Annotated in this window: 27 protein-coding genes; 8 read left to right on the top strand and 19 right to left on the bottom strand. The window is 68.0% G+C overall.

The window, feature by feature from the left end; translation table 11 throughout:
- Positions 1-57 precede the first annotated feature (57 nt).
- From NMI01S_RS10520 to NMI01S_RS10505, 4 genes are all read right to left on the bottom strand, one after another.
- A complete protein-coding gene (locus tag NMI01S_RS10520; protein ID WP_062996025.1) occupies positions 58-2,433 on the bottom strand; it encodes an ATP-binding cassette domain-containing protein in 2,376 nt (791 codons plus the stop codon).
- Between the two features lie 61 nt (positions 2,434-2,494).
- Positions 2,495-2,905, bottom strand: a complete 411-nt coding sequence (locus NMI01S_RS10515; RefSeq protein WP_062996087.1) for a VOC family protein — start codon at positions 2,903-2,905, stop codon at positions 2,495-2,497.
- Positions 2,906-2,922: 17 nt separating this feature from the next.
- Positions 2,923-3,360 (bottom strand): helix-turn-helix transcriptional regulator, encoded by a 438-nt coding sequence (locus NMI01S_RS10510; RefSeq protein WP_030517087.1) that lies wholly within the window; start codon positions 3,358-3,360, stop codon positions 2,923-2,925.
- 79 nt (positions 3,361-3,439) lie between these two features.
- Positions 3,440-4,117 carry a hypothetical protein gene (locus NMI01S_RS10505; protein WP_062996023.1) on the bottom strand — a complete coding sequence of 226 codons (678 nt, stop codon included), beginning with the start codon at positions 4,115-4,117 and terminating at the stop codon, positions 3,440-3,442.
- Between the two features lie 157 nt (positions 4,118-4,274).
- On the opposite strand from NMI01S_RS10505, the gene NMI01S_RS10500 reads away from it, so the two are divergent.
- Together NMI01S_RS10500 and NMI01S_RS10495 are read left to right on the top strand one after the other, a co-directional pair.
- Positions 4,275-6,452: a serine/threonine-protein kinase gene (locus NMI01S_RS10500; protein ID WP_062996021.1), complete on the top strand. Its 2,178-nt coding sequence runs from the start codon at positions 4,275-4,277 to the stop codon at positions 6,450-6,452.
- A gap of 81 nt (positions 6,453-6,533) precedes the next feature.
- The gene (locus tag NMI01S_RS10495) at positions 6,534-7,664 is read left to right on the top strand and encodes an alkaline phosphatase family protein (RefSeq protein WP_062996019.1); all 1,131 of its coding nucleotides are present in this window, start codon (positions 6,534-6,536) and stop codon (positions 7,662-7,664) included.
- A 24-nt stretch (positions 7,665-7,688) separates the two neighbouring features.
- On the opposite strand, the gene NMI01S_RS10490 is transcribed toward NMI01S_RS10495, so the two are convergent.
- The 4 genes from NMI01S_RS10490 to NMI01S_RS10475 are packed head-to-tail and all read right to left on the bottom strand — an operon-like array spanning position 7,689 to position 10,447.
- Positions 7,689-8,198: a hypothetical protein gene (locus NMI01S_RS10490; protein ID WP_062996016.1), complete on the bottom strand. Its 510-nt coding sequence runs from the start codon at positions 8,196-8,198 to the stop codon at positions 7,689-7,691.
- Positions 8,195-9,268: a DNA polymerase III subunit beta family protein gene (locus NMI01S_RS10485; RefSeq protein WP_062996014.1), complete on the bottom strand. Its 1,074-nt coding sequence runs from the start codon at positions 9,266-9,268 to the stop codon at positions 8,195-8,197. The genes NMI01S_RS10490 and NMI01S_RS10485 overlap by 4 nt, the downstream gene beginning before the upstream one ends.
- A 56-nt stretch (positions 9,269-9,324) precedes the next feature.
- Positions 9,325-9,879 carry a hypothetical protein gene (locus NMI01S_RS10480; protein WP_157126123.1) on the bottom strand — a complete coding sequence of 185 codons (555 nt, stop codon included), beginning with the start codon at positions 9,877-9,879 and terminating at the stop codon, positions 9,325-9,327.
- 13 nt (positions 9,880-9,892) lie between these two features.
- Entirely contained in the window at positions 9,893-10,447 is a 555-nt protein-coding gene (locus NMI01S_RS10475) for a cupin domain-containing protein (RefSeq protein ID WP_167669891.1), read from the bottom strand.
- Between the two features lie 182 nt (positions 10,448-10,629).
- Here NMI01S_RS10475 and NMI01S_RS10470 point away from each other — a divergent pair, with 182 nt between their 5' ends.
- Positions 10,630-11,562 carry an AraC family transcriptional regulator gene (locus NMI01S_RS10470; protein ID WP_167669890.1) on the top strand — a complete coding sequence of 311 codons (933 nt, stop codon included), beginning with the start codon at positions 10,630-10,632 and terminating at the stop codon, positions 11,560-11,562.
- Between the two features lie 82 nt (positions 11,563-11,644).
- Here the strand turns inward: NMI01S_RS10470 and NMI01S_RS34780 are convergent, their stop codons facing one another.
- Positions 11,645-11,782 carry a hypothetical protein gene (locus NMI01S_RS34780; RefSeq protein ID WP_157126121.1) on the bottom strand — a complete coding sequence of 46 codons (138 nt, stop codon included), beginning with the start codon at positions 11,780-11,782 and terminating at the stop codon, positions 11,645-11,647.
- A gap of 226 nt (positions 11,783-12,008) precedes the next feature.
- Here NMI01S_RS34780 and NMI01S_RS10465 point away from each other — a divergent pair, with 226 nt between their 5' ends.
- Entirely contained in the window at positions 12,009-12,479 is a 471-nt protein-coding gene (locus NMI01S_RS10465) for a PaaI family thioesterase (RefSeq protein WP_062996007.1), read from the top strand.
- Between the two features lie 18 nt (positions 12,480-12,497).
- On the opposite strand, the gene NMI01S_RS10460 is transcribed toward NMI01S_RS10465, so the two are convergent.
- Positions 12,498-13,517: an aldo/keto reductase gene (locus NMI01S_RS10460; protein WP_062996005.1), complete on the bottom strand. Its 1,020-nt coding sequence runs from the start codon at positions 13,515-13,517 to the stop codon at positions 12,498-12,500.
- A 100-nt stretch (positions 13,518-13,617) separates the two neighbouring features.
- Here NMI01S_RS10460 and NMI01S_RS10455 point away from each other — a divergent pair, with 100 nt between their 5' ends.
- A complete protein-coding gene (locus NMI01S_RS10455) occupies positions 13,618-14,493 on the top strand; it encodes a helix-turn-helix transcriptional regulator (protein ID WP_062996002.1) in 876 nt (291 codons plus the stop codon).
- On the opposite strand, the gene NMI01S_RS10450 is transcribed toward NMI01S_RS10455, so the two are convergent.
- From NMI01S_RS10450 to NMI01S_RS10430, 5 genes are all read right to left on the bottom strand, one after another.
- Entirely contained in the window at positions 14,494-15,477 is a 984-nt protein-coding gene (locus tag NMI01S_RS10450) for a pirin family protein (RefSeq protein ID WP_062996000.1), read from the bottom strand.
- Between the two features lie 42 nt (positions 15,478-15,519).
- On the bottom strand, positions 15,520-15,831 hold the full coding sequence (locus tag NMI01S_RS10445) for a GNAT family N-acetyltransferase (protein ID WP_062995998.1): 312 nt from the start codon (positions 15,829-15,831) through the stop codon (positions 15,520-15,522).
- A 4-nt stretch (positions 15,832-15,835) separates the two neighbouring features.
- Positions 15,836-16,312, bottom strand: a complete 477-nt coding sequence (locus tag NMI01S_RS10440) for a carboxymuconolactone decarboxylase family protein (protein WP_062995996.1) — start codon at positions 16,310-16,312, stop codon at positions 15,836-15,838.
- A 64-nt stretch (positions 16,313-16,376) separates the two neighbouring features.
- Positions 16,377-16,802, bottom strand: a complete 426-nt coding sequence (locus NMI01S_RS10435; RefSeq protein ID WP_062996085.1) for a MerR family transcriptional regulator — start codon at positions 16,800-16,802, stop codon at positions 16,377-16,379.
- Positions 16,803-16,919: 117 nt separating this feature from the next.
- On the bottom strand, positions 16,920-17,288 hold the full coding sequence (locus NMI01S_RS10430) for a VOC family protein (protein WP_062995994.1): 369 nt from the start codon (positions 17,286-17,288) through the stop codon (positions 16,920-16,922).
- An 84-nt stretch (positions 17,289-17,372) separates the two neighbouring features.
- On the opposite strand from NMI01S_RS10430, the gene NMI01S_RS10425 reads away from it, so the two are divergent.
- Entirely contained in the window at positions 17,373-17,573 is a 201-nt protein-coding gene (locus tag NMI01S_RS10425) for a hypothetical protein (protein ID WP_030517105.1), read from the top strand.
- Positions 17,574-17,596: 23 nt separating this feature from the next.
- On the opposite strand, the gene NMI01S_RS10420 is transcribed toward NMI01S_RS10425, so the two are convergent.
- On the bottom strand, positions 17,597-18,088 hold the full coding sequence (locus NMI01S_RS10420) for a SixA phosphatase family protein (RefSeq protein WP_062995992.1): 492 nt from the start codon (positions 18,086-18,088) through the stop codon (positions 17,597-17,599).
- A gap of 188 nt (positions 18,089-18,276) precedes the next feature.
- Between NMI01S_RS10420 and NMI01S_RS10415 the strand changes: the two genes are divergently transcribed.
- Positions 18,277-19,944: an FAD-dependent oxidoreductase gene (locus tag NMI01S_RS10415; protein WP_062995990.1), complete on the top strand. Its 1,668-nt coding sequence runs from the start codon at positions 18,277-18,279 to the stop codon at positions 19,942-19,944.
- 80 nt (positions 19,945-20,024) lie between these two features.
- Here the strand turns inward: NMI01S_RS10415 and NMI01S_RS10410 are convergent, their stop codons facing one another.
- From NMI01S_RS10410 to NMI01S_RS10400, 3 genes are all read right to left on the bottom strand, one after another.
- On the bottom strand, positions 20,025-20,798 hold the full coding sequence (locus NMI01S_RS10410) for an acyl-[acyl-carrier-protein] thioesterase (RefSeq protein ID WP_218020971.1): 774 nt from the start codon (positions 20,796-20,798) through the stop codon (positions 20,025-20,027).
- 159 nt (positions 20,799-20,957) lie between these two features.
- A complete protein-coding gene (locus NMI01S_RS36250) occupies positions 20,958-22,157 on the bottom strand; it encodes a lytic transglycosylase domain-containing protein (RefSeq protein ID WP_062995986.1) in 1,200 nt (399 codons plus the stop codon).
- Positions 22,154-22,441 (bottom strand): hypothetical protein, encoded by a 288-nt coding sequence (locus NMI01S_RS10400; protein ID WP_062995984.1) that lies wholly within the window; start codon positions 22,439-22,441, stop codon positions 22,154-22,156. The genes NMI01S_RS36250 and NMI01S_RS10400 overlap by 4 nt, the downstream gene beginning before the upstream one ends.
- Before the next feature lie 156 nt (positions 22,442-22,597).
- Here NMI01S_RS10400 and NMI01S_RS10395 point away from each other — a divergent pair, with 156 nt between their 5' ends.
- The gene (locus tag NMI01S_RS10395; RefSeq protein WP_062995982.1) at positions 22,598-23,572 is read left to right on the top strand and encodes an NADPH:quinone oxidoreductase family protein; all 975 of its coding nucleotides are present in this window, start codon (positions 22,598-22,600) and stop codon (positions 23,570-23,572) included.
- Positions 23,573-23,574 lie beyond the last annotated feature (2 nt).

The following is a 23,574-nucleotide window of genomic DNA, read 5'->3' as shown; positions in this document are numbered from 1 at the left end:
CCGGTTCCGGTCGACCGGAACCGGCAGGCGCTCGGGGCCGATCGGCTTTGTCCCGGACTATCCGCCGACGTAGGCGGCGAGGTGTTCGCCGGTGAGGGTCGAGGCGTCGGCGACGAGATCGGCCGGCGTGCCCTCGAAGACGACGCGCCCGCCGTCGTGGCCGGCGCCGGGACCGAGGTCGATGATCCAGTCGGCATGTGCCATCACGGCCTGGTGGTGTTCGATGACGATCACCGATTTGCCCGAGTCCACGAGGCGGTCGAGCAGGCCGAGCAGATTCTCCACGTCGGCGAGGTGCAGGCCCGTCGTCGGCTCGTCGAGAACATAGACCCCGCCCTTCTCGCCCATGTGGGTGGCGAGCTTGATGCGCTGGCGTTCACCGCCCGAGAGCGTGGTGAGGGGCTGGCCCAGTTTCAGATAGCCGAGTCCGACATCGTCGAGGCGCTGCAGGATCTTGTGCGCCGCCGGGATTTTCGCCTCACCCGCGCCGAAGAACTCCTCGGCTTCGGCGACCGACATCTCCAGCACCTCGCTGATGTCGCGCCCGCCGAGGTGGTAGTCCAGGACGGCCGCCTGGAAGCGTTTCCCGTCGCATTCCTCGCAGGTGGTCGCGACGCCGGCCATCATCGCCAGATCGGTGTAGATCACGCCGGCGCCGTTGCAGGTGGGGCACGCGCCTTCGGAATTCGCGCTGAACAGTGCCGGCTTGACGCCGTTGGCCTTGGCGAATGCCTTGCGGATCGGCTCGAGCAGTCCGGTGTACGTGGCCGGATTGCTGCGCCGCGAACCGCGAATCGCGCCCTGGTCGACCACCACGACGTCCTCGCGGTCGGCGACCGATCCGTGGATGAGCGAACTCTTACCGGATCCGGCCACGCCGGTGACCACACACAGCACGCCGAGCGGGATGTCGACATCCACGTTCTTCAGGTTGTGGGTGGAGGCGCCGCGAATCTCCAACGCGCCGGACGACTTCCGCGGTGCGTCCTTGAGTTTGGCCCGGTCGTCGAGGTGGCGGCCGGTGATCGTGTCGCTGGCGCGCAGGCCCTCGAGATCGCCCTCGAAACAGACTGTGCCGCCCTGACTTCCGGCTCCCGGACCCAGATCGACGATATGGTCGGCGATCGCGATCGCCTCCGGTTTGTGCTCCACCACCAGCACCGTGTTGCCCTTGTCGCGCAACTGCAGCAGCAGGTTGTTCATCCGCTCGATGTCGTGGGGGTGCAGGCCGATGGTGGGCTCGTCGAAGACGTAGGTGACATCGGTCAGCGACGATCCGAGGTGGCGAATCATCTTGGTGCGCTGCGCTTCACCGCCGGAGAGCGTGCCCGCCGGCCGATCCAGCGACAGGTAGCCGAGGCCGATCTCGGTGAACGAGTCGAGCAGGTGCTGAAGGCCCTTCAGCAGCGGCGCGACCGACGGCTCGTCGAGTTCGCGCACCCATGCGGCGAGGTCGCTGATCTGCATCCGGCAGGCGTCGGCGATGCTCTTGTCGCCGATCTTCGAGGACCGGGCTTCGGCGCTGAGCCGGGTGCCCTCACATTCCGGGCAGGTCGTGAAGGTCACCGCACGCTCGACGAAGGCGCGGATATGCGGCTGCAGCGAGTCGACATCCTTGGACAGCATCGACTTCTGGATCTTGGGGACCAAGCCCTCGTAGGTGAGGTTGATGCCCTCGACCTTGATCTTGGTCGGCTCCTTGTAGAGCAGATCGTGCAGTTCGCGCTTGTTGTACCGGCGGATCGGCTTGTCCGGGTCGAACAGTCCGCAACCGCGGTAGATGCGGCCGAACCAGCCGTCCATGCTGTAACCGGGGATGGTGAGCGCACCCTCGTTGAGCGACAGGCTGTCGTCGTAGAGTGCGGTCAGGTCGAAATCGGTGACCGAGCCCATACCCTCACAGCGCGGGCACATACCACCGAGGCGGTGGAAGGTCGCCTTCTCGGCCTTGGTCTTACCGCCACGCTCGACCGTGATCGCACCGCTGGCGGTCACCGAGGGCACATTGAACGAATACGCGTTCGGCGACCCGATCTGCGGCTGGGCGAGGCGGCTGAACAGGATGCGCAACATCGCGTTGGCGTCGGTGGCGGTGCCGACCGTGGAGCGGGGGTTCGCGCCCATCCGCTCCTGATCGACCGAGATCGCGGTGGTGAGGCCGTCCAGGAAATCGACCTCCGGCCGCGACAGCGTGGGCATGAAGCCCTGTACGAAGGCGCTGTAGGTCTCGTTGATCATCCGCTGTGATTCCGCGGCGATGGTGCCGAAGACCAGCGAACTCTTCCCCGATCCCGAGACGCCGGTGAAGACGGTCAGGCGCCGCTTGGGGATTTCGACGCTGATGTCCTTCAGGTTGTTGACCCGCGCACCGTGTACGCGGATCAGGTCGTGGGTGTCGGCAACGTGCCGGCCCGGCGTCGAGGCCTTGCTCATGGTTTCTCCAATGTCGGGTGGGCGGCACGGTCCGCCGACCGGCTCGGTTGTCGGGGTCGGCTCAGGAGGCCTGTTGAATCCGCAGCAGATTGCCCGAGGGGTCGCGGAACGCGCAGTCGCGCAGTCCGTAGGGCTGATCGGTCGGCTCCTGCACGACCTCGGCCCCGTTCGCCTGCAGCCGCTCGAACACCTCGTCGACGTTCTCGGCGGCCAGATTGAGGCTGGCGAAAGTGCCCTTGGCCATCATCTCGGAGATGGTGCGCTGCTCTTCTTCGGTCACGCCGGGGGTGGCGTTCGGCGGGTAGAGCACGATCGAGATGTCCGGTTGCCCGGCGGGGCCCACCGTGATCCAGTGCATGCCCTTGAAGCCGACGTCGTTGCGCACCTCGAAGCCGAGGGTGTCGCGGTAGAAGGCCACCGCCGCCTCCGGATCGTCTTGCGGGAGGAAGGTGTCGTGAATGGTGATGTTCATGTCGCTCACGCTAATTCCTACTCCGTAACCTGCGCTTCTCGATTCCTGATCGGTCTGGTCACCTGTTTCGCGACACACGACGGCATGCCCAGGGTGGCGTCGGCGGCCTCCCGCCGGTAGACGCTCGGCGGTACTCCGACCAGTTCGGTGAAGCGGGTACTGAACGTGCCCAGCGATTGGCAGCCGACCTCGAAGCACACCTCCGTGACGCTGAGATCGCCGCGCCGCAGCAGCGCCATCGCGCGTTCGATACGCCGCGTCATGAGGTATCCGTACGGTGACTCTCCGTAGGCGAGGCGGAACTGCCGGCTCAGATGACCCGCGGACATGTGCACATCGCGGGCGAGGGCCTCCACGTCCAGCGGTTTCGCATACTCCCGGTCGATGCGGTCGCGGACCTTGCGCAACCGCGCGAGATCGCGCAGGCGCGGGTCCGGGGCAGGTGTGCTGCTCACAACGCGATGGTGCCACGTGGCACCGACATTGCCCAGCAACCCTCACCACGAGCGGGATGAGGGGGTGCGCAAGGCGAGGTCAGCGCTCTCGGACCGGTGGGCATGTCTTCCCCGCGAGATGGCATTTGTCCTCGAATCCGGCGGGCAGCCAATTTCCGGACAGCAGCAGCGGATGATTCGGGAAGTGCAGATGGGCGGCCACGACGAATATCAGTACGGCCCAGGGGGTTCGGACCTGCCACTGATGGAAGGCGTTGTCGCGGTCGACGTAGCGCGCGACCACGTGGTCGGCGGCGGTCAGGTCGATCGTCTCGAGCGAGGCCCAGCGAATGCGGAAGGAGTAGTCGGGATTGGTGAGGTGGATGCGGCGGTCGGAGATCATCACCGAACCGGGACGTTCGGCGATCCAGCGTGGCTGGGACGCGGCCTCCGCACGTTGGCGCCGAGCCTGGTTCACCAGCGCATTCCCCAGTTGCGCGGCCGCCACGAAGGAGGCGCTGCCCGCGACGTAGACATTGTTGCGGGTCCAACTGCCGTTGCCGGGCGAGCGCCAGAACGACCAGGTCGCCGGGCCCTCGGCGATACACACCTCGCCCGGATCGATCCGGATCCGGGTCGACTTGACGGGCATGCGCGCCAACTCCTCGCGGCGCAGCAGGTCGAGCACCCCGCACGTGTACAGCAGGTGGTCGTCGAACCACGTCCATCCGGCCCGGTCGGCGAGGGCCCGGTCGATATCGGCCAACGGGTCGAACACTGCGATCTCACCACCTTCGTCGACATCTGCGGCGCTGGATATCCACGGTATCGGAGGAGGCGGCGCCCGGCGAGGGCCGCCGAATCCGCGCGGTGAGGACGCCGGATCCGTCCGGTAAGCTGCTGACGCCTCGGTGGGCTCGACGAGAAGGGGGACCGTGGCCGCACTCGCGATCGGCGAGACGTTCGCCGATTACCTCATCGAGGGCGTGCTCGGCCGTGGCGGAATGGGAACGGTCTATCTCGCCCGCCATCCCCGGCTGCCCCGCCGGGTGGCGTTGAAACTGCTCGACCGCGAGGTCTGCGCCGATCACGAGCGGCGCCGCCGCTTCGACCAGGAAGCCGATATCGTTGCCCGCCTGGAACATCCGGGCATCGTGCGGGTCTACGACCGCGGTGCCGACGACGGGCACCTGTGGATATCGATGCACTATGTACACGGCACCGATGCGGCGCGGCTGGACCGGCGCGCCCTCACCACCGAACGGGTGTTGCGCATCGTCACCGAAACCGCTGCGGCACTGGACTATGCGCACAGCAAGGCGGTGTTGCACCGCGACATCAAACCGGCGAACCTGCTCCTCGAAGCACCCGAGGCGGGCCGCGCCGAACGGACGGTCCTCACCGATTTCGGCATCGCCCGATTGCAGGACGCCGACACCGAACTCACCGTTACCGGAACCCTCACCGCCACGCTCGCCTACGCCTCTCCGGAGCAGCTCTCCGGCGAACCGCTCGACCATCGCTGCGACCAGTATTCTTTGGCCTGCACCCTGTTCACGCTGCTGTGCGGCCGGCCGCCCTATGCCGGAACAAATCCGGGCCAGGTGGTCGCCGGGCACGTCACGAAGCCGATTCCCCGGCCGACCGCGGTGCGCACGGACCTGCCGCCCGCCCTCGATCCCGTGCTGGCGCGGGCGATGGCGAAGCAGCCGCGCGAACGGTACGGCAGCTGTACGGAATTCGTCACACACGTGCGGGAAGCATTGTCCGGCACCGGGTTCGGTGCGGTGAGCGATGGGTACCGTGCTCCTGCCTCCGAGGACGCCACCGGTGCGGATGTCCACGTCTCTGTGCCGCAAGCGGGTTCGGTTCCGGGTCGTCCGGTTGTCACGCCGCCGATATTCCCCGACCTCTCGTCCCCTTCGTGGGAGTCCGCCTCGCAACCGCGGCAACACTCGGCGGCGCGGTTCGCGCAGCGGTACCCGACATCGGCGGCCGCACCGACACAGTCCCGGGCACAGTCCGCGTTCGATGCACAGGGATCCGCGTATCGGCCGGCGCAGGGGCCGCCCCCGCCCTCCGACGGCGGCGGTTCCGGGCGGTCGCCGACGGCTGCGCGGGCGGTGCCCGCCGGGGCAGCGCGGCGGAAAGTGTGGATCCGGCGGGGTGCGGCTGCGGCGGGTGTCGTCATCGTGCTGGCCGGCGCCGGGGTGGCGGCCGACAGATGGACGGGTGGGCATTCGACGGCCGACGGCGGCTGGGGGCCGAAGTACCAGCCCATCGTGGACAATTTTCCGCAGGTGGTATCCGCGCGTCCCGGAGAGACCGGATGGCTGGGGACGCGGTGCGCGGTGGATCCGGCGACGGGCGACCGGGCGGCGATAGCCTGTGAGAACCCGGACCGCGATCTGCGGGTGGAACTCGTCGATCTCGAAAAGGCCGATGCCGCGGTGGAATTCGCCGCGGACGCGAGTAAGCACAGTGGAGATCTGCTGGCGAGGCATCCGGGCTTCACCGATCCGCTGGACGTCGTCCTGCCGACGCCGGATGCGGCCGGGCCGCAGGACCTCTACACGCTGTTCCCGCAGGATGTGCGGCGGTCCCGATTCGTCGTCGGCCTGCGCTGGACCAAGCATGCGGCGCTGGAGGTCTACGATCGCTGGTGGCGGCAGCTGCCCATGGGTGTCGCCCCGCCGGACGCGAAAACCCCGCCGGAGGCGAAAGTCGAAGCGCCGGACAGTGTTCCGTGGTGCTACGCCGCCAGGACCGCGACCGACGTCAACGACGACACGCCCGGCGGCACCGGATCCGGTCCGGATGCCGTGCTGGGCTACGAATACGCGCAGTACGCCACCCGAAGTGGTTCGGCGGCAAGGCAATACGTCGTGGACGAAGCGGCGGCGGTGCCCTCTGCCGAAACCCTGCAGGCCCGGATCGCTCAGGTGCCGGTCGGCACCCAGCATTGTGTGCACGTGACCGGCGGCGATATCCCGGACCGCTTTCGGGTGCAGGTGTTCGAACGCCGCCCCGACCGCGGGTTCCTCTACCACGCCTACACCGCCATCACGACCGACCGTGACGGCCGCGTGCTGATCCGGGAGCTCCGCACCTGAGCACCGGCGCGCCGGGCCGCATGCGGAGTTCGCGGGTAATCCGGTCGTGCCCGACGCTTCGATCCGGCAGCATGGGCGGCGATGCCGTACACACTCGCCGACGTCCTGCCGTCCGTCGCCGCATCGTTGGGGATGGATGTGGACAACTCGCTGGGCCTGGCCGCCGCCCGTGATGTCGTGGTGCTGCTGATCGACGGGCTGGGCGCCGAACTGCTCGCCCGCCACCGTGACATCGCACCGACGCTGTCCGCGCATGTCGCCACCACGCTCGCGGCCGGCTTCCCGGCCACCACCGCGGTCAGCATCACGAGCCTGGCCCTCGGTGCGCCCTGCGCCACGCACGGAATCATCGGTTACAGCTTCGCCGTGCCACACGCCGGAACATCGCGGGTATTCAACGCGCTGCGCTGGCGGCTCGACTCCGCAACCGGCCCCGACGCCCTCGCCGAACTTCCGCCGGAAGTCGTGCAGCGCGCGACCAGCCGGATCCAGGACCTCGCCGCACACGGTGTCGGCGTGCACTACGTGATCCCCGGCTATCAGCGCGATTCGGGGCTGACCCGCGCGGCCTTCCGTGCCCCGGGCACGGTACATCCGGCCGCCGACCTCGACGAGGTGCGGGCCGGAATCCTCTCCGTCGCATGCCATTCCGGCACCGACCGGCGGTTCGCGTACGCCTACTTCGCCGACCTGGATGTCGCCGGCCACCTGCACGGCCCGGAATCACCGGAGTGGCTGCGGGTACTGGCCGAGGTGGACCGCGCGGTGGCCGATCTCCTGACCGACCTCCCGGCCGAATGCACCCTGCTGGTCACCGGCGATCACGGCATGATCCACGCCGGTACCGTCGTGGACCTCGACGCCCGCCCGCATCTGCATCGCGGCGTGCGGGCGATCGCCGGCGAGGCCCGGGTGCGCCACATCTATCTCGAGGACGAGGCGGCACGGTCCGATGTGCTCGCCGCCTGGTCCGAGGAATTGTCCACGGCCGCAACGGTTGTCACTCGCGAACAGGCGGTGGACGAGCGTTGGTTCGGCCCGACGCCACCCGACCCGGTCGTCACCGCGCGGATCGGAGACGTCATCGCGGTGGCGGAGCAGCAGGCCGTGCTGGTCTGCCCGGCCCGCGAACCGCTGGAATCGACGATGCTCGGCCATCACGGTGCCCGGACCGCCGACGAACAGTTCGTCCCGCTCATCGCGTCGCGATGAGCCGTCCCCTGTGCGAGTGCCCGATCACGCCCCGGACGTGCCGGGTGCCGAGTCCCGCCGCCGGGTCGATCGGTCCTCGATCGCCGCGGCGACCTCTTCGATCGCCCTGCGGATGAGCCGTCCGTAACCATCGTCGGCGAGTGCGCCGATATGCCGCCGCGCGGCCTCGATGTGTTCCGCGGCGGCCACGAACGATCCGAGCAGCCGGTAGTCGTCCGCGAGGTTCAGATGCAGCGAGGGGTAGAAGCCGGCGATGTGCAGACTCGCGTGATGGCTCTGCACGCGCGCCTCGGTGAGAGCATCGGCCGCGTCCAGCGCCCGCACGTCCCACACCAGTGCCTGGGCCGGATCGGTATGGAGATCGGCCAGATAGTGGGCCAGTGTGCATCGGTGCAGCGGATCGCCCGCCGGCCCGATGTCCTCCCACAACTCGACGAGTTGCGTTCGGGCGGAGTCGGTTTCGCCGTTGCGACCGCGTTCCACGGCCGCGCCGATGGCCGCCATGGTGGGGTCGTGGGCAACGGTCTCGGTCATGCTTCCTCGATGTGGCCAGGGGCGACGGGCATCGCCACGGTGGTGAGGTCGCCGTCGTCCGCGGATCGGATGACGACGGGCTGCTTCGGACCGGCGATGTCGATCATCACGTCGGGGCCGATGGCCGCGCCGATCGCCGGATAGAGGGTGGTGATGTCGAAGGTGAGCTCGACGTCCGCTCCGGTGACCGTGGCCGAAACCGCTTCGCTCGCACCGGAACCAGCGCCTGCGAGCGCCACCGCCCCGGCGCGGACGCACAGCCGGATATGCCGGGCGCGCAGCGATTCCAGCGCCCGGACGAGGGTGTCCCTCGGTGCCACGACGCGCGTGCGGGCGGTCTCGATGGACCCCAGCAGCATGCGATGGTCGGGAAACGGCCCCGGCAGGATGCGACACGTCCCGGCCGGCGACTCGCCTGCCCGGAACCGGACGGACTGTGGTCCGGACTCCAGCCGGACCTGGTGGTGGCGGCGGATTCGCGGCACGGCCAACCGCAGATCGTCACCGTCGACGGTGGCGGCCCACTCGGTCGAACTCGGCCGCTCGGGGACGAGGGTGCGGGTGGCGAGCCGGTAGCGGTCGGTGGCCGTGAGCGTCAGCGCCTCGGCCGAGACCTCGACGTGGACCCCGCTCAGAACGGGATGCTCCGGTTCGTGCACGGTCGCGGCGAGTATCTGCTCGACCGCCGTCGCGAAGACGGGACCGCTGACGGTCGCGACCGCCCACCCGCGCCCGGTGCCCAGGGCCGCCTTGATCTCGGCCGCCCGTCCCCGAGCCCGCCGCACGTGCTGTTCCAGCCCGGCGACGTGCTCGTCGATGAGCTGTCCAGCGCTCTCGCTCTCGGCCGCCAGCACCGCCGCGATCGTGTCCAGTGGCATGCCGATCTCGCGCAGACCGCGAATCGCCACCGCCCGTTCCAGCTGGTCGTCGGCGTAATACCGATAACCCGACATCGGATCCACGATCGCGGGCGGTAGCAGCCCGGAATCGGCGTAGAACCGCAGTGCGCTCGCCGTGAGCCCGCTGGCCCGCGCGAACGCTCCGATCGTCACCATTCCGGATTCCGTCACCGCCCCATCATGAAGCTTCAGCCGACCTGAAGGTCAAGGGCGGTGACGGCCGAGCCTCAGTGGCGCATGGTGCGTGAATGCGCCGAGACCAGTGCGTGCGGGCAGTGCGGCCGGGCGCGAGGCGGGGGTGTGAAACCGTCGAACCGCGGCGGCGGGGCCGGTGCGCGCAGCGTGACCGTCGACGTCCACGGCTGGGCCGGCATCTCCATCCGGCACGCGACATTCCAGCCGAACGGAATCGCATGGGCGCGTTCGCCGTGTTCTTCCAGGCGATCGGTGAATTCCGCGAGTACGTCCAGGGTGTCGGCGAGATGGGTCAGCACGTCGGCCTGATCGGAGCCGAGGGTGAGACGGCTGCCGCTCGCCACGCAGAACGGGCTGCCGGCGAGTACGACGAAGGATGCGTCGCTGTCGGCGCACAGCCGCCGGACCGTGCGCACGGCGTCGCCGCTGATGGGGCAGTCGCCGGGTTCGACGACGATCCGCACCAGCAGGCAATCGAAGAATCGCCGCGGTACGCCGACGGCGGCGGTGGGCAGTTCCACCGCGCACGGACCGGCATCGACGGGCGTGTATTCGAAACTACGCCAACGACTTCCGGTAATTCTCATCGCCCTGTTCGCCTCACGGTGCGGCCGGCGCGTTCCGCTCGACGCCGCAGAGGGTGTAGCAGAACACGAACGGTTCGGTGCCGTCGTTGAACCAGGCATGCGGTGCGCCGTGCTGCACGACGCAATCGCCCGGCCGCAGCGCCACATCCACGTCGTCGCCGATCCGCAGCCGGCCCTCGCCGCTGAGCACCACCACGAAGTCGACGCTCTCGGTGGCGTGCACGCCGGGACGAGCCGGGTCGAAGGCCGCCATCATGCCCGGCAACTTCTGCTCCGCCTCGGCCGCCACCACCGCCATCTCCGCCTCGGACAACTCGGCGTCGGGCTCGTAACTCAGGCCCGGCGGGACGGAGATGAAGCCGAAGCGCACTCCGCCGGGCCCGGGAAAGTAGCTGGTGTCGACGTCGTCCGGCATCCGGCCGACCGGAAGTGCGGGCAGTTCGTCGACCTCCCACATCCGATGAAGTTGCGCCCCCGGCAGCAGCGCCAGCGTCAGCGGCTCGACGTTCTCGTCGGAAAGTACTCTGCCCTGTCCGGTGCCGTCGTCCCCGACCACGATCCTGCGCATGGAAACCTCCTGATCCTCATCCATTCCGCGCCGATCCGGACTCGTATTCCGCCGTTGTACAGCCCGTTTCCGGATATCAGCTCTCCGGCACGGTAGCGAGGGCCGGGCCGTGCCCACGTGTCCTGGAACGCACGGACATTGTTCAGGTGCGCAGAATCGGAAAACCGGCGATGATATCCGCGATGACCACTGCCGAATCGGAGACGACGAGTGCGATCGAGCCGCACGAGCGGGTCGATTACTGGGCTCATCTGATCAGCTCGTACCAGTGCACCCTGGGCTACCGGTTTCCGACCTCCGCGGATTTTCGCGGCCGGACCTCGCTGCGGCGTACCGAGTCGTATCAACTGGTCGGCTGGGAATCCGACGCGGTCACCTATTTCCGGAGTCCGCGGCTCATCCGCGCCGACCCCGACTCCGACTATCGGTTGCTCGTACCGATCACCGGCACCCTGACCTTCCGCCACGGCGACGACACCGGTGCGTTGCCGCCCGGCAGTGCGTGCCTGGTCTCCACCGACGAACCCTTCGAGATGTCGATGTGCGAGGGCTCGCACGGGCTCATCGTCACCATTGCGCGCGAGGACATCCGGCACCGTCTCAACCGCCGGGAGCCGCCACCGCGGCCGCTGAACATGAGCACCGGAATCGGCGGGGTCGCGGGGGCGGTGGCCGGCACCCTGTACACCGAGCGCGCCGCGCTCACCGACCACCAATTCGACACCGTCGCAGAACAATTGGTGGATCTGTTGTGCATGCAGATTCTCGGGGAGGCGCCGACTGCGCCCGCCCAGCTGGCGCAGGTGGAGGCGAGCGCGCGGCGCTACATCCGCACGCATGCGGGCGATCCGGAGCTCACCGGCGCGCGCGTCGCGGCGGCTCTCGGCTGGTCGCTGCGTCAGCTGCAACTGGCCTTCAGTCAGGCCGGGACCACGCCGAGCGAGGTGATCCGGGAGCAGCGCCTGCAGATCGCCCGCGACCGGCTGCGCAACCCCGCCTATCGGCAGCGCAGCGTCGCCGATATCGGCGCGGATCTGGGATTCGGTTCGGCCAGCAGCTTCACCAAGGCGTTCCGCCGCCGCTTCGACACCACTCCCGGTCAGCTGCGCGCCTGAATATCCCGGTTGTCCGCCGGAATGCCGACGGCCCGCCTCCGTGCATGGGGTCGGGGGCGGGCCGGAGGGTGCGAAGCGCGGGTCAGTTGAAGACGCCGCCGCCTTGGGTGGCGGACCCGGCCGACCCCGTCACGAACAGGTTCATGATGTTGGTGAAGACGGTGTTCGAGTTCACTGTGCCGGCGGAGTTGGAGTCGATCAGGGCGATAAAGGCGTTCATAAACTGCTTCCTCGTGCATCATGGGTCCGCGGACCCGGTTGGTTGTCCTGCCGTGCTCAGCGCAGTGGAATGAAGCTTAACCAAAATCCGGCAAATCTGAACCACCTTCTTTTCGGATTTTTCGGACATCCCGCCGAGCCGGTGGTGCGGTGCGCTGTGGACAGGTTTCCTCGTGCAGAGTAAAAAAGTGGAACACGTTTCAATTCTGTGCGCGACGGGAGACGCAATGGACCACGCTGCCATGGGCGAGCTGGTGATGGCCGGATTTCAGAAGCTGGGATTCATCCAGTTCGCGGGGGTGGAAGGGGTGGAATATCTGCCCGGTCGCAACGTGGTGAGCATGGCGCCGAAGCCGGAACACCTCAACCACAACGGTGACGTGCATGCCGCCATTCTGTTCGGCCTGGCCGAAACGGCCGCGATGGGCGCCTCCATTTCCGGCATCGTCGACCTGATGGGCGAGACGTTCATCGTCGCGCGCGACGGCCGGATCGAATATCTGGCCCGGGCCAAAGGCGAGGCGGGCCCGTTCCGTGCCACCTCGGCCTTGACCGCGGCCGAACTGGAACAGGCCCGCGCCGATATCGCCGCGCAGCAGCCGGTGGAACTGGCGATGCCGGTCGACATCACCGACAGCACCGGTAAGTCGGTCGCCGCGGCCACGTTCACCGCGGTGATCCGGCCGCGGCGCAAATAAGCGGGCGACGAACGGGTTTCAGCGCTCGCTGTCCAACATGGCCATCTGCGGGGCGGCGTAGCGGTCACCGGCGACCGCCTCGGCGGGCGCCGCCGCCTCGATCGCGGCGAGCTCCGCTTCGGAGAGCCGAACCTCCAGTGCGGCAACGGCTTCGGTCCAGCGATCCACACGGCGCGCACCGATCAGCGGAACGATATCGGCCCCCCGGGTCAGCACCCAGGCGATCGCCAGTTGTGCCACACTCACGCCGTGCCGGTCGCCGATCTCCGCCAGTGCCGAGACCAGCCGGAGATTGGTGGTGAGATTCTCACCCTGGAATCGCGGGCTGTGCGCGCGGAAATCGTCGGGGGCGAAGGTCTGGTTCGCGCGCAGGGAGTCGCTCAGCAATCCGCGCGAGAGCACACCGTAGGCGGTGATCCCGATGCCGAGTTCCCGTGCCGTCGGCAGGATTTCGCGTTCGATGCCCCGAGTGATGAGCGCGTACTCGATTTGCAGATCGACGATCGGCGCCACCGCCGCCGCGCGCCGCAGGGTCTGCGCGCCGACCTCGGACAGTCCGATGTGGCGCACATAGCCGGCCTGCACCATCTCCGCGATGGCCCCCACGGTGTCCTCGATCGGCACCGCCGGATCCAGCCGGGCGGGACGGTAGATGTCGACGTAGTCGACTCCCAGCCGCTGCAGCGAATAGTGCAGGAAGTTGCGCATCGCCTCCGGTCGCGTGTCGACGCCGCCGAAGCTGCCGTCCGGAGCGCGCAGCGCACCGAATTTCACGCTCAGCTGGTAGTCCTCGCGCGGGCGCTGGGCGAGGGCACGGCGGATCAGCATCTCGTTGTGGCCGGCGCCGTAGAAGTCGCCGGTGTCGACGAGGGTCGCGCCGGAGTCGAGGGCGGCGTGAATGGTGGCGATCGATTCGGTCTCGTCGGATGCCCCGTAGGCGCCCGACATCCCCATCGCGCCCAGACCGATGCGTCCGACCTTCGGGCCCGTCTCACCCAGTTGTGTCTGCTCGGTAGTCCGTGTCTGCTCGATAGTCATGGTCGAATCCTGCGCCGCGATCCGCCGCCTCGGCAGAGATCGTTTATCGGGGGATCGGCGATCCCTGGCTGTGGCCGCTCGCGCGGGGCACAGTGGAGTGATGAATCGCGAGGAACTGGCCGATTTCCTGCGGCGCCGGCGCGAGCAACTCCAGCCCGCCGATGTGGGGCTGCTGCCCGGCAGCCGCCGCCGGACGCCCGGCCTGCGTCGCGACGAGGTCGCCTTGCTCGCCGGGATGTCCACCGACTACTACACCCGCCTCGAACAGTCGCGGGGCCCGCGGCCTTCCGTGCAGGTTCTCGGCGCGCTGGCCCGCGCGCTGCGGCTCAGCGACGACGAGCGCGACCATCTCTACCACCTGTGCGGGCATGCGGCGCCGCATCGCGGCGGCGGCGACCGGCACGTCGGACCCGGGCTGCTCTACCTCCTGGACAAGCTGGAGGACACGCCCGCCTGTGTGGTGTCGGATCTCGGCGAAATACTCGCCCAGAACCGCATGCACATCAACATGATGGGTGACCACACCCGCTTCACCGGCATGGACCGCTACCTGCTGTGGCGCTGGTTCACCGATACGACCGGCCGGGAGACGTTTCCCGACGCCGACTGGGACCGGCTGACCCGCCGGCACGTCGCCGATCTGCGCGCGACCGCGGCGCGGCGGGCGGGCGACGCCGACGTCACCGAACTGGTGACGAAGCTGCGGGCGGTCAGTCCCGAATTCGAACGGCTGTGGTCGGCGCACGAGGTCGCGGTCCGGGTCAGCGATGCCAAGCGGATCCGGCACCCGCAGGTCGGGCTGCTCGACCTGGTCTGCGAAACGCTGGTCACGCCGAATGCCGCCCAGCATCTGCTGGTCTACTATCCGCGGCCCGGAACCGACGCCAAGGAGCGGCTGGAACTGTTGCGCGTCATCGGAACCCAGTCCATGACCGATGACACCGATTCGGGCAGTGCGGTTTTCGACCGGAGCTGATCAGCGGGGCGGGAACGTGCGGCGGGTGCGCGGGCGCAGTCGCAGATTGGGCAGCGGCGGCGCCGGAATGCGTTGCCGCGGAGTGTGTCCCGCGACATCGCCGAAGCGCTCGGTGTCGTGTTTCTCCCACGCGGTGCGGGCGGCGTCGATCTCGTCGTGACTGCGACCGACGAAATTCCACCACATCACCAGATCCTCGCCGAAGGGCTCGCCGCCGATCAGCACCACCCGCGCACCGGATTCGCTGCGCAGCCGCAGTTCGGCGCGGTCGCTGCCCAGGTACAGCAGCGGACCGGGTTCGGCGAGTACGTCGTCGATGCGCACCTCGCCCGACATCACCAGGACCGCGTGTTCGAATTCCGGTGCCAGCGGCAGATGCGCGTCCGCGCCCGGGCCGACGGTGATGTCCGCGCCGACGATCGGGGAGTAGGTGATCGCCGGTGAGCGGACGTCCCCGAGCGAGCCGATGAGCACGGTCGCGCGCAGTCCCGGCCGGGCCAGCACGGGCAACTCGCGATGCTGCTCGAAATGCGGTGCGATATCGCGGTGCGCATCCGGCAGGGCGATCCAGAACTGCAGTCCCTGCCCGGCGGGCGCGCCGGGCACCGTGTACTCCGAATGCGCGATGCCGTGTCCGGAGGTCATCAGATTCAGCTGGCCGGGCTCGATCTCCACATCGGATCCGACGCTGTCGCGATGACGGATCCGGCCGTCGAAGGGCCAGGTCACCGTCTGCAATCCGATATGCGGATGCGGGTCGATATCCGGCGGCAGCCGATGCGAGGTCTCGGTCGAACCGAAGTGGTCGAGGAAACACCAGGCGCCGACCGTCGGCAGATCACGCTGAGGCAGGACCCGCATCACCGTGACGCCGCGCACGCCGCCCAGTGGCACCTCCCGTGCCGGATAGAAATCCGCCCGCGGGCCGGGCGCCGGCGACGATTCGCACAGCGCCTCGGCGGGATTCGCCTCGAGATCGCTCATCGGCCACCTCCGGTCCGGGGTCACCGCTGATGCCGGGCGCGGTTACCGCTGAATGCCTTTGCCCACTACGTGAGCATCGTAGTCGGGGTGCTTGTCGAGCCAGCTCTTGATGAACGAACAGCGGGGCACGATCGCACGGCCGCGGTCGATCGCATCCGTGATCGCATGCTGTGCCAGCGTGCCGGCCAGGCCCTTCCCGCTGAACTCCGAATCCACCTCGGTGTGGATGAAGGTGGTGTCCTCGCCGTTGTCGCGATATTCGGCGAATCCGGCGAGTTTGTCGCCGTACCACACCTCGTAGCGGTGCTGCGCGTCGTTGCGGACGACTGCTGCGGTCGCGGCCTGATCGATCATCGGGTTACTCCTTCCGTTCCCGCACCGGATGCCTGCTCATGATCGACACGCGATTGAACGCGCCGATGGTCGTCGCGACCCAGACGATCACCGAAACCTGTTCGTCCGACAGCTGTTTCCGCGCATGGGCGTACACACGTTGCACGGTGTCCTCATCGGGCAACGTGGTGGTCGTCTCGGCGAGTGCGAGGGCGGCGCATTCGGACGGGGTGAACAACTCGGTACGCCGCCAGGCCGGCAACACGTCGAGCTGCTGTCGGGTCACGCCGGCCTTCAGTGCGGCCTGGGAGTGCAGGTCCAGGCAGTACGCGCAGCCGTTGATCTGCGAGACGCGCACGTTGACCAGCTCGACCAGGGAACGGTCGAGACCGGCGGCCGCGGCCGCGTTACGGACGGCCAGTGCGACGCTGTTGAGCGCACGGAAGGGCTCGGGACTCTGTTTGTCGATCCAGATGCGGGCATCGGCGGCGGGGGTTTGCATAGCGCAGGCATCCTAACCGTGCGCTGCGTCACCATGCGCGGGATGTATGCGACGTCACGCGAGTTCAGATTTGTTGCATGGCAGCCACTCTGCCCTCGTAGAGGCCGATCTTGCGATCCAGCACGGCGAGCGTGCTGTGCAGGTCCTCGATCTGGGCGAGCACGCCCTCGCGGGTTTTGCGGAACATCTCCAGCCGCTCCGGGGTGGTTTCGTCACCGGCGCGCACCAATTCGGCGTAGTGGACCATATCGGCGACCGACATCCCGGTAGCACGCAGACAGCCGATCAGATGCAGCCAGTTCAGATCGCGATCGCTGAACCGGCGCTTACCGCTGGAATCGCGGCCGATGTAGTCCATCAGGCCGATTCGCTCGTACCAGCGCAGCGTGTCACGGGTGAGGCCGGACTTCTCCGCGGCATCGCCGATCGAATACTTGGGGCGCTCGTAGTCCTCGGTGTGCTCGAGGGGATTCGCCGTGGTTGCCGTCATCGCCACTCGCCTTCCTGACCCGCTTCCCGGCGCGCGGGCCCGCGATTCGACACTACCGACCTGGAGTGCACTCCACGCAAGCCCGAGCGCATCGCCCGGGCTCGGCGCGGTCGTGCCTCAGCCCCGCTTCGGCAGTTCCTGCACAGCCCACTTGTTGCCGTCGGGATCGGCGAAATAGGTGAACAGACCCCAGCCCTCGTCCTTGACCGGCGTGGCCTCCACACCCGCGGCCACCAGCTGCCGGTAGGCCTCCTCGGCGCTGGCCACCACCATCTGCATACCGACCACGCTGCCCGGCGCGGCGTCGGTGATGCCCCGGCCGATGCAGATCGAACAGCCCGAACCCGGCGGAGTCAGCTGCACGAACCGGATGTCGTCCGTCGGGCCGGCGTCGTGATCGGCGTTGAATCCGATGCTCGTGTAGAAGGCTTTCGCCCGGTCGACGTCGGTGACGGGGATGGCGACGAGTTCGATTTTCCAATCCATGTGAGGAGCATCTCATCGACCACCGACAATCCGGGTTGCCGGACGATTCGGGCGCATCTCGCGCCGACCACCTACTCTGAGTACATGGCCAAGGAAATCGATCGGGTCCGGGCGCGGTCGGCGCTGGAGACGGTCAAGGAAAGCCCGTTCATCGCTCTCGTCGCGGCGGTCCCGGTGATCGTCGTCCTGGGCGTCGTCTGGGCGCTGACGAACTGGTTCGTCGCGTTGCTGGTGCTCGTGCTGCTCGGCGCGGTCGTCGTCGTGCGTGGCAAATTCCTACGCTGACAAGCCTTTTCGCGAACAGCGCGTCAGCGCGGCACGTGGAACCGGACCAATTCGCCGGTGCCCGGGTCCGCGCGTGACCACGGCCGGTCGAATTCCAGCACCGCCAGTGCGGAGGTCGGGAATTTGCGGCTGAGCTCTTCGGCCGGCAGCGAGGCGCGATTGGCAGCCAGCTCCCATGCCGTCCACGGCATCCCCGGCGAGTGGCCGATCAGCAGGAGCGTCTGCACCTCGTCGCCGGTCAGCTGGATCAATTCGATCAGGGTGTGCGGCGTGGCCTCGTAGATCGAATGCTCGTAGACGACCGGCGCCTCGACTCCGGTCGCGGCCAGCGTCTCGCGGGTCCGGACCGCGTCCGAACAGCACACCGCGTCGATCGCCGGCTGGGTTTCGCGCAACCAGGTTCCCGCCAGCGCCGCCTCGCGCCGCCCCCGGGGTGCCAGCGGCCGGTCGTGGTCGTCGACACCCGGCGGATATGCGGATTTACCGTGTCGCATCAGGATCAGCGTCCGCGCCATGAGCAATACCGTAGCGCCGTAGAAAGTAAACGGTGTTATCTAAATCGCTACCTGATGGGAGATGTACCTCACTCTCGAGGCACACTGAAGGTAGTGTCACAGTGGGGGCCGACCGGCAACCGGTGTGACGCACGCCCTGTCCAAACCCGGGTGGGGACGTCCCATGATGTTTCGAGGATCTGCGAGATATGGCCTACGTGATCACGCAGCGTTGTTGCAACGACGCCAGCTGCGTTCCCGAGTGCCCGGTCGATTGCATTCGTCCCACTCCGGAGCAACCCGAGTTCGCGACGACCGAGCAGCTGTACATCGACCCCGACACCTGTATCGACTGTGGTGCGTGTGTGGATGCCTGCCCGGTGGAGGCCATCTTCTCCGAGGACGATCTGACCGCGTCGCTGGCTCGTTTCCGCGATATCAACGCCGCCTACTTCCAGCGGCACCCGCTGGAGTCGAATTTCGACCCGCTGGTGACCCCGGCGCGCCCGCCCAAGGAGCTGGGCACGCTGCGGGTGGCGATCGTCGGCGCCGGGCCCGCGGCCTGCTACGCCGCGGACGAGTTGCTGCGCCGGGCCGATGTCGAGGTGGAGATGTTCGACCGGCTGCCCACCCCGTGGGGTCTGGTGCGCGCCGGTGTGGCTCCGGATCATCCGGGGACCAAGTCGGTGTCCGCCATGTTCGAAAGCGCGTTCCGTCGCGACACCCTGCAGTACCGGCTGAATGTCGAGGTCGGTAAACACATCTCGCACGAGGAGCTGCAGGCGCATCACCACGCGGTGATCTACGCCGTGGGTGCGTCGGCCGACCGCCGCCTGGACGTGCCCGGTGAGGATCTGCCGGGCAGTCATTCGGCGACCGAGTTCGTGGCTTGGTACAACGGCCACCCCGACTACGCCGAGCGGGGCTTCGACCTGTCCGGTGAGCGTGTGGTGATCGTGGGTAACGGCAACGTCGCCCTCGACGTCGCACGCGTGCTGACACTGTCGCCCGACGAGCTGGCCAAGACCGATATCGCCGACCACGCCCTGGACGCGCTGCGTGACAGCACTATCCGCGAGGTCGTGGTGCTGGGCCGGCGCGGCCCGCTCCAAGCCGCCTACACCTCGGCGGAATTCCTGGCGCTGGGACATCTGAAGGGCGTCGATGTGATCATCGACCCGGCCGAACTGGAGCTGGATCCGGCCAGCCAGGCGCTGCTCGACGATCCCGATATCGAGCCTTCGCTGCGGCTGAAGTACGAACTGGCCCAGGAATACGCGGCCAAGGCCCCGAATCCGGACAACAAGCGCATCGTGTTCCGCTATCTGGCCTCACCGACCGAGATCCGCGGTGAGGGTCACGTCGAAGAGCTCGAGTTCGTGCACAACGAACTCGTCTCCGAGGATGGGCGCGTGGTGGCGCGGGCCTCGGATCGCCGCGAGACGCTGCCGGCGTCGATGGTGTTGCGGTCCATCGGCTATCGCGGTGTTCCGATCGCGGATCTGCCGTTCGACGAGCGCGCCGGGATCGTGCCCAACGAGCACGGCCGCGTCGTCGCCGACGGCGCGCACGTCACCGGTGTCTATGTTTCGGGCTGGATCAAGCGCGGTCCGCGTGGCGTGATCGGTTCCAACCGCGTCGATGCCACCGAAACCGTGGAACAGCTGCTCGAGGACTTCACCTCCGGCAAACTGGCTGCCCCGCAAGGAGATCGGGCCGCGCTCGAGGCCCTGCTCGCGCAGCGTCAGCCCGACGCCGTCGGCCGCGACGGCTGGAAAGCCATCGACGCCGCCGAGAAGAGCGCCGGCAAAACCGGCGGCCGGCCGCGAGTCAAATTCACCACCATCGAGGATCTGCTCAAAGCCGCACGCGGCTGAACGCCGGCTCTTCCGGACCCTCCCCGTGTGAGGGTCCGGAAGTCGGCGGGGCTCCTTCGCGAACTCTCCGCTATCCGCACTCAGGTCGGTAGCGCGCCGATCCGCACGGTGGTGGTGATGGTGCCGCCGACCATGAACCACAGCCGCAGCACCGGCTGGCCGTTGCGGTCGCCGGGCTCGTAGCGGCTGCGCACGCTGACGTGCTGGCGGGCCAGCACCGGGGCGACATATTCGATCACCGCGCGATGCGGTCCGGCCACCAACTTCGGGTAGTCCACCAGGAAGTGTTCCACGGCCTGCCAGTACATGGCGTTGTTGACGTGGTTGAACTGGTCGATATCGGTCGCGCGCACCGGAAACGTCAGATCGGTGTCGGATTCCGGAGGCACCGCGTCGGTCAGCCACGGCCGCCAGCGCAGCCGATGTTCGTCGGTGGTACGCGCCAGATGCGCCAATCCCTGGTCGCTGATCCGGGTCGGCATATTCGTCGACTCGTTGATATTGATCCAGAAACCTTCGGTCTCGATCAGGCCGCCGCTGTCGCTGGTGATCCGCACCCGCATATTCGTCCACCGGGTCGACATCGCCGAACACCAGCGCCGCAACTGCACCCGGTCCGGCCAGACGATCGGACGCACCACGTCGATCACGGTGCGGCGCACGATCCACGCCGGGTCGGTGCGGTGGAAGAAGGTGGTGTGCAACTCTTCCCACGCGATGTCTTGCAAATATCGAGCCACGGCATCGAGCCGCAGCCGGCTGTAGGGATCTACATCGCCAGCCCGGATGGGCCACGCCGAGGCGAAGCCCATGCCCTCCTGGGGAAGCGGGGCGAGTGGCTGATCGAGTGACACTGGTGCTCCTCGCGCTGCACGGTGTGCCGCGTACTTCATGCGGTGCTTCTTGTGACATGACTTTACGGGGCGCAGGTCACACTGTTACGCCGAGATGGCTCTACTCACACGTAGCAAATGTCCAGTTGTGTCCCGGCGGCCGTCGTTTCCTGCCGCCGATCAGTAGCCGACGTAGCCGCCACCACCGGAGACCGCGGAAACGCCCGGCACATTGTCGAGCGAACCGTAGCGGTCGATCGAATAGCGCGTGGCGGCCACGATGTTGTCGACCGGGTTCCAGATATCGGTGTGGCCCGGGGCCGCGTGGGCGTTGAAGGTGCTGTCGATGCACTGCATCAGCCCCTTCGACGGATGACCGGCCGCCGCGTTGCTGTCCCAGTTGTTGATCGCGTTCGGATCGCCGCCGGATTCGTGCTCGATGATGAGCGCGATGGCGTTCTCGTCGATCGATTCGGGGGGATAGCCCATCTCGATCAGGACCTGTTTGGCCTGGGCGATCCACTGCTGCACATCGCCGGACGGATGGGCGGTCGGCGGCGGGCCGCTGGTCGGGCCGTTGTAGCTGCCGCCGCCGTAGCTGCCGCCGCTGTAGGAGCTGGTGCCGCCGCCGTGGTGGGAGTTGCCCATCAGGCTGGAGGACGCCGGACTGCCCGGATGGCTCGCGACCGGTGTGGCGGCCGGGGCGGCGGGTGGCGCCGCCGCGGCGGGTGCGGTGGGAGCGGGCGGCGCCGGAGGTGCGGCGCCCGCGCCGGTGACCGGGTCGCCGAGTCCGGCGAACGCGGCATCGACCGGGGCCTTGGCGCCGTTGAGGGCCGTGATCGCCGAATCCGCGACCGTCTGCGCGTTTTTCAGGGCGTTGACGATCGCCCACTCGTGCGCGGCGGCGTCCGTCTTGATCTCGGTGGCCTTCGCCGTGTACTCGATGTCGTTGAGCTTGTCGCGGTGCTGGTCGAGCCAGTCGAGCCGCTTCTGCGGATTCACCGTGCCGTCGGGATTCACTTCGAACGCCGGCATCAGGCTGGGGGCGGGTACGAAGGTCGCCTGATCACGCATCTGCAGCACCGCGAGCTTGGCGTTCTTCAGATTCTCGACCTGTTGGTTCAGTGCCGTCTGCAATCCCAGAACCGCCTGGCTCACCGTCGAAGCCCGGCCTTTCTCCACCTGCATCCGGCCGTCGGCGGCCTGTGCGGCGCCGCCGCCCCATTTCTGGTCCTGACCGAGTTTCTGCGTGCTGTTCACGGCGGCGACGACGGCCTGATCGAGGTCCCCGGAGAGTTTGCCGACGGCGGTCGCGGCGGTGCCCAGCTTGTCCGGGTCCCATTTCTCGACGTCGGGGATGGTCAACGCCGCGCCGCTCATGCGCGGATGCCGATCTTGTTCAGATCGTCGCGCAGCTGCTGGTCGGTGTCGATGATGACCTTGCCGGCCTGCTCGACGCTGTCGGCGATATGCGTTACGCGCGAACCGATTCGCTTCAACGCGTTCTCGACCGAATCCTTGGCGCCGTTGCAGGCCGCGTCCCAGCCGGTGCCCGGAAGCGCACCGGCGGCGCCGGCCAGCCCGGAGTCGAGTTTGCCGATGGCATCGGACTCGTCGCGCAGGGTCTTCGCGAAACTTTGCAGGGCCGCGGGATCGATCTTCATCGCGTTAGCGGGTGGATCGTTGGGACCGGCCATGAGAAATCCCCCTCTTCGCTCAGTTCAGCGGGCCCAAGCGTAGCAAATCGGGGACCTGTGGACAGGGGTGTGCGAAGACCGGTTAACTTGTGGGAAAGCAGCCGCGGACAGAGAGGTCGTTTCATGCGCGCAGCCCAGGTGAGCAAGCTCGAGGGGCCCGAATCCATCGAGGTCGTGGACATTCCCGAACCGGCGGAATTCCCCGGTGGAGTGGTGATCGACGTCCATGCCGCGGGGGTGGCGTTCCCGGATGTGCTGATGACTCGGGGGCTCTATCAGATGAAACCGGAACTGCCGTTCGTGGTCGGCGGCGAGGTGGCCGGGGTCGTGCGCTCGGCGCCCGAGGATGCGCGGGTCCGGGCGGGCGACCGGGTGGTGGCGCTGACCATGCTGGGTAACGCGGTCGCCGAAACCGCGGTGACCGCCAAGGAGATGGTGTTCCGGCTGCCGGACAACATTTCCCTCGAAGCGGGTGCGGGAATTCTGTTCAACGATCTGACGGTGCACTTCTGCCTGCGCAACCGGGGCCGGTTGGCCGAGGGTGAGACCGTGCTCGTGCACGGCGCCGCCGGCGGCATCGGCACCTCCACCCTGCGCATGGCCGAGGCGCTGGGCGCGGGCCGGGTGATCGCCGTGGTGAGTACCGAGGAGAAGGCCGAGGTCGCGCGCGCCAACGGCGCGTCCGATGTGGTACTCACCGACGGCTGGCTGGCCGCGGTGAAGGAACTGACCGGCGGGCGGGGCGTCGACATCGTGCTCGATCCGGTCGGCGGTGACCGGTTCACCGACAGCATCCGCTCGCTGGCTCCGGCCGGGCGGTTGCTCGTGGTCGGCTTCACCGCGGGCGAAATCCCCACCGTGAAGGTGAATCGCTTGCTGCTCAAGAACGTCGAGGTGGTCGGCGCGGCCTGGGGTGAATGGGTGATGACCCATCCGGGCTATCTGCAGGAGCAGTGGGACGAGGTCGCGCCCTTGCTGGCATCGGGCAAGATCGCGGCGCCGCAGCCCGTGCTGTACCCGCTGACGGAGACCGCGGCCGCCGTGGCCGCACTCGACAACCGTTCGGCGAAGGGCAAAGTCGTCGTCACCGTGCGCTGACG

The organism is Nocardia mikamii NBRC 108933 (assembly GCF_001613505.1).
GTDB lineage: Bacteria > Actinomycetota > Actinomycetes > Mycobacteriales > Mycobacteriaceae > Nocardia > Nocardia mikamii.
Note: the sequence above shows the minus strand (reverse complement) of the source record. Positions and strands in the feature narration are given on the sequence as shown.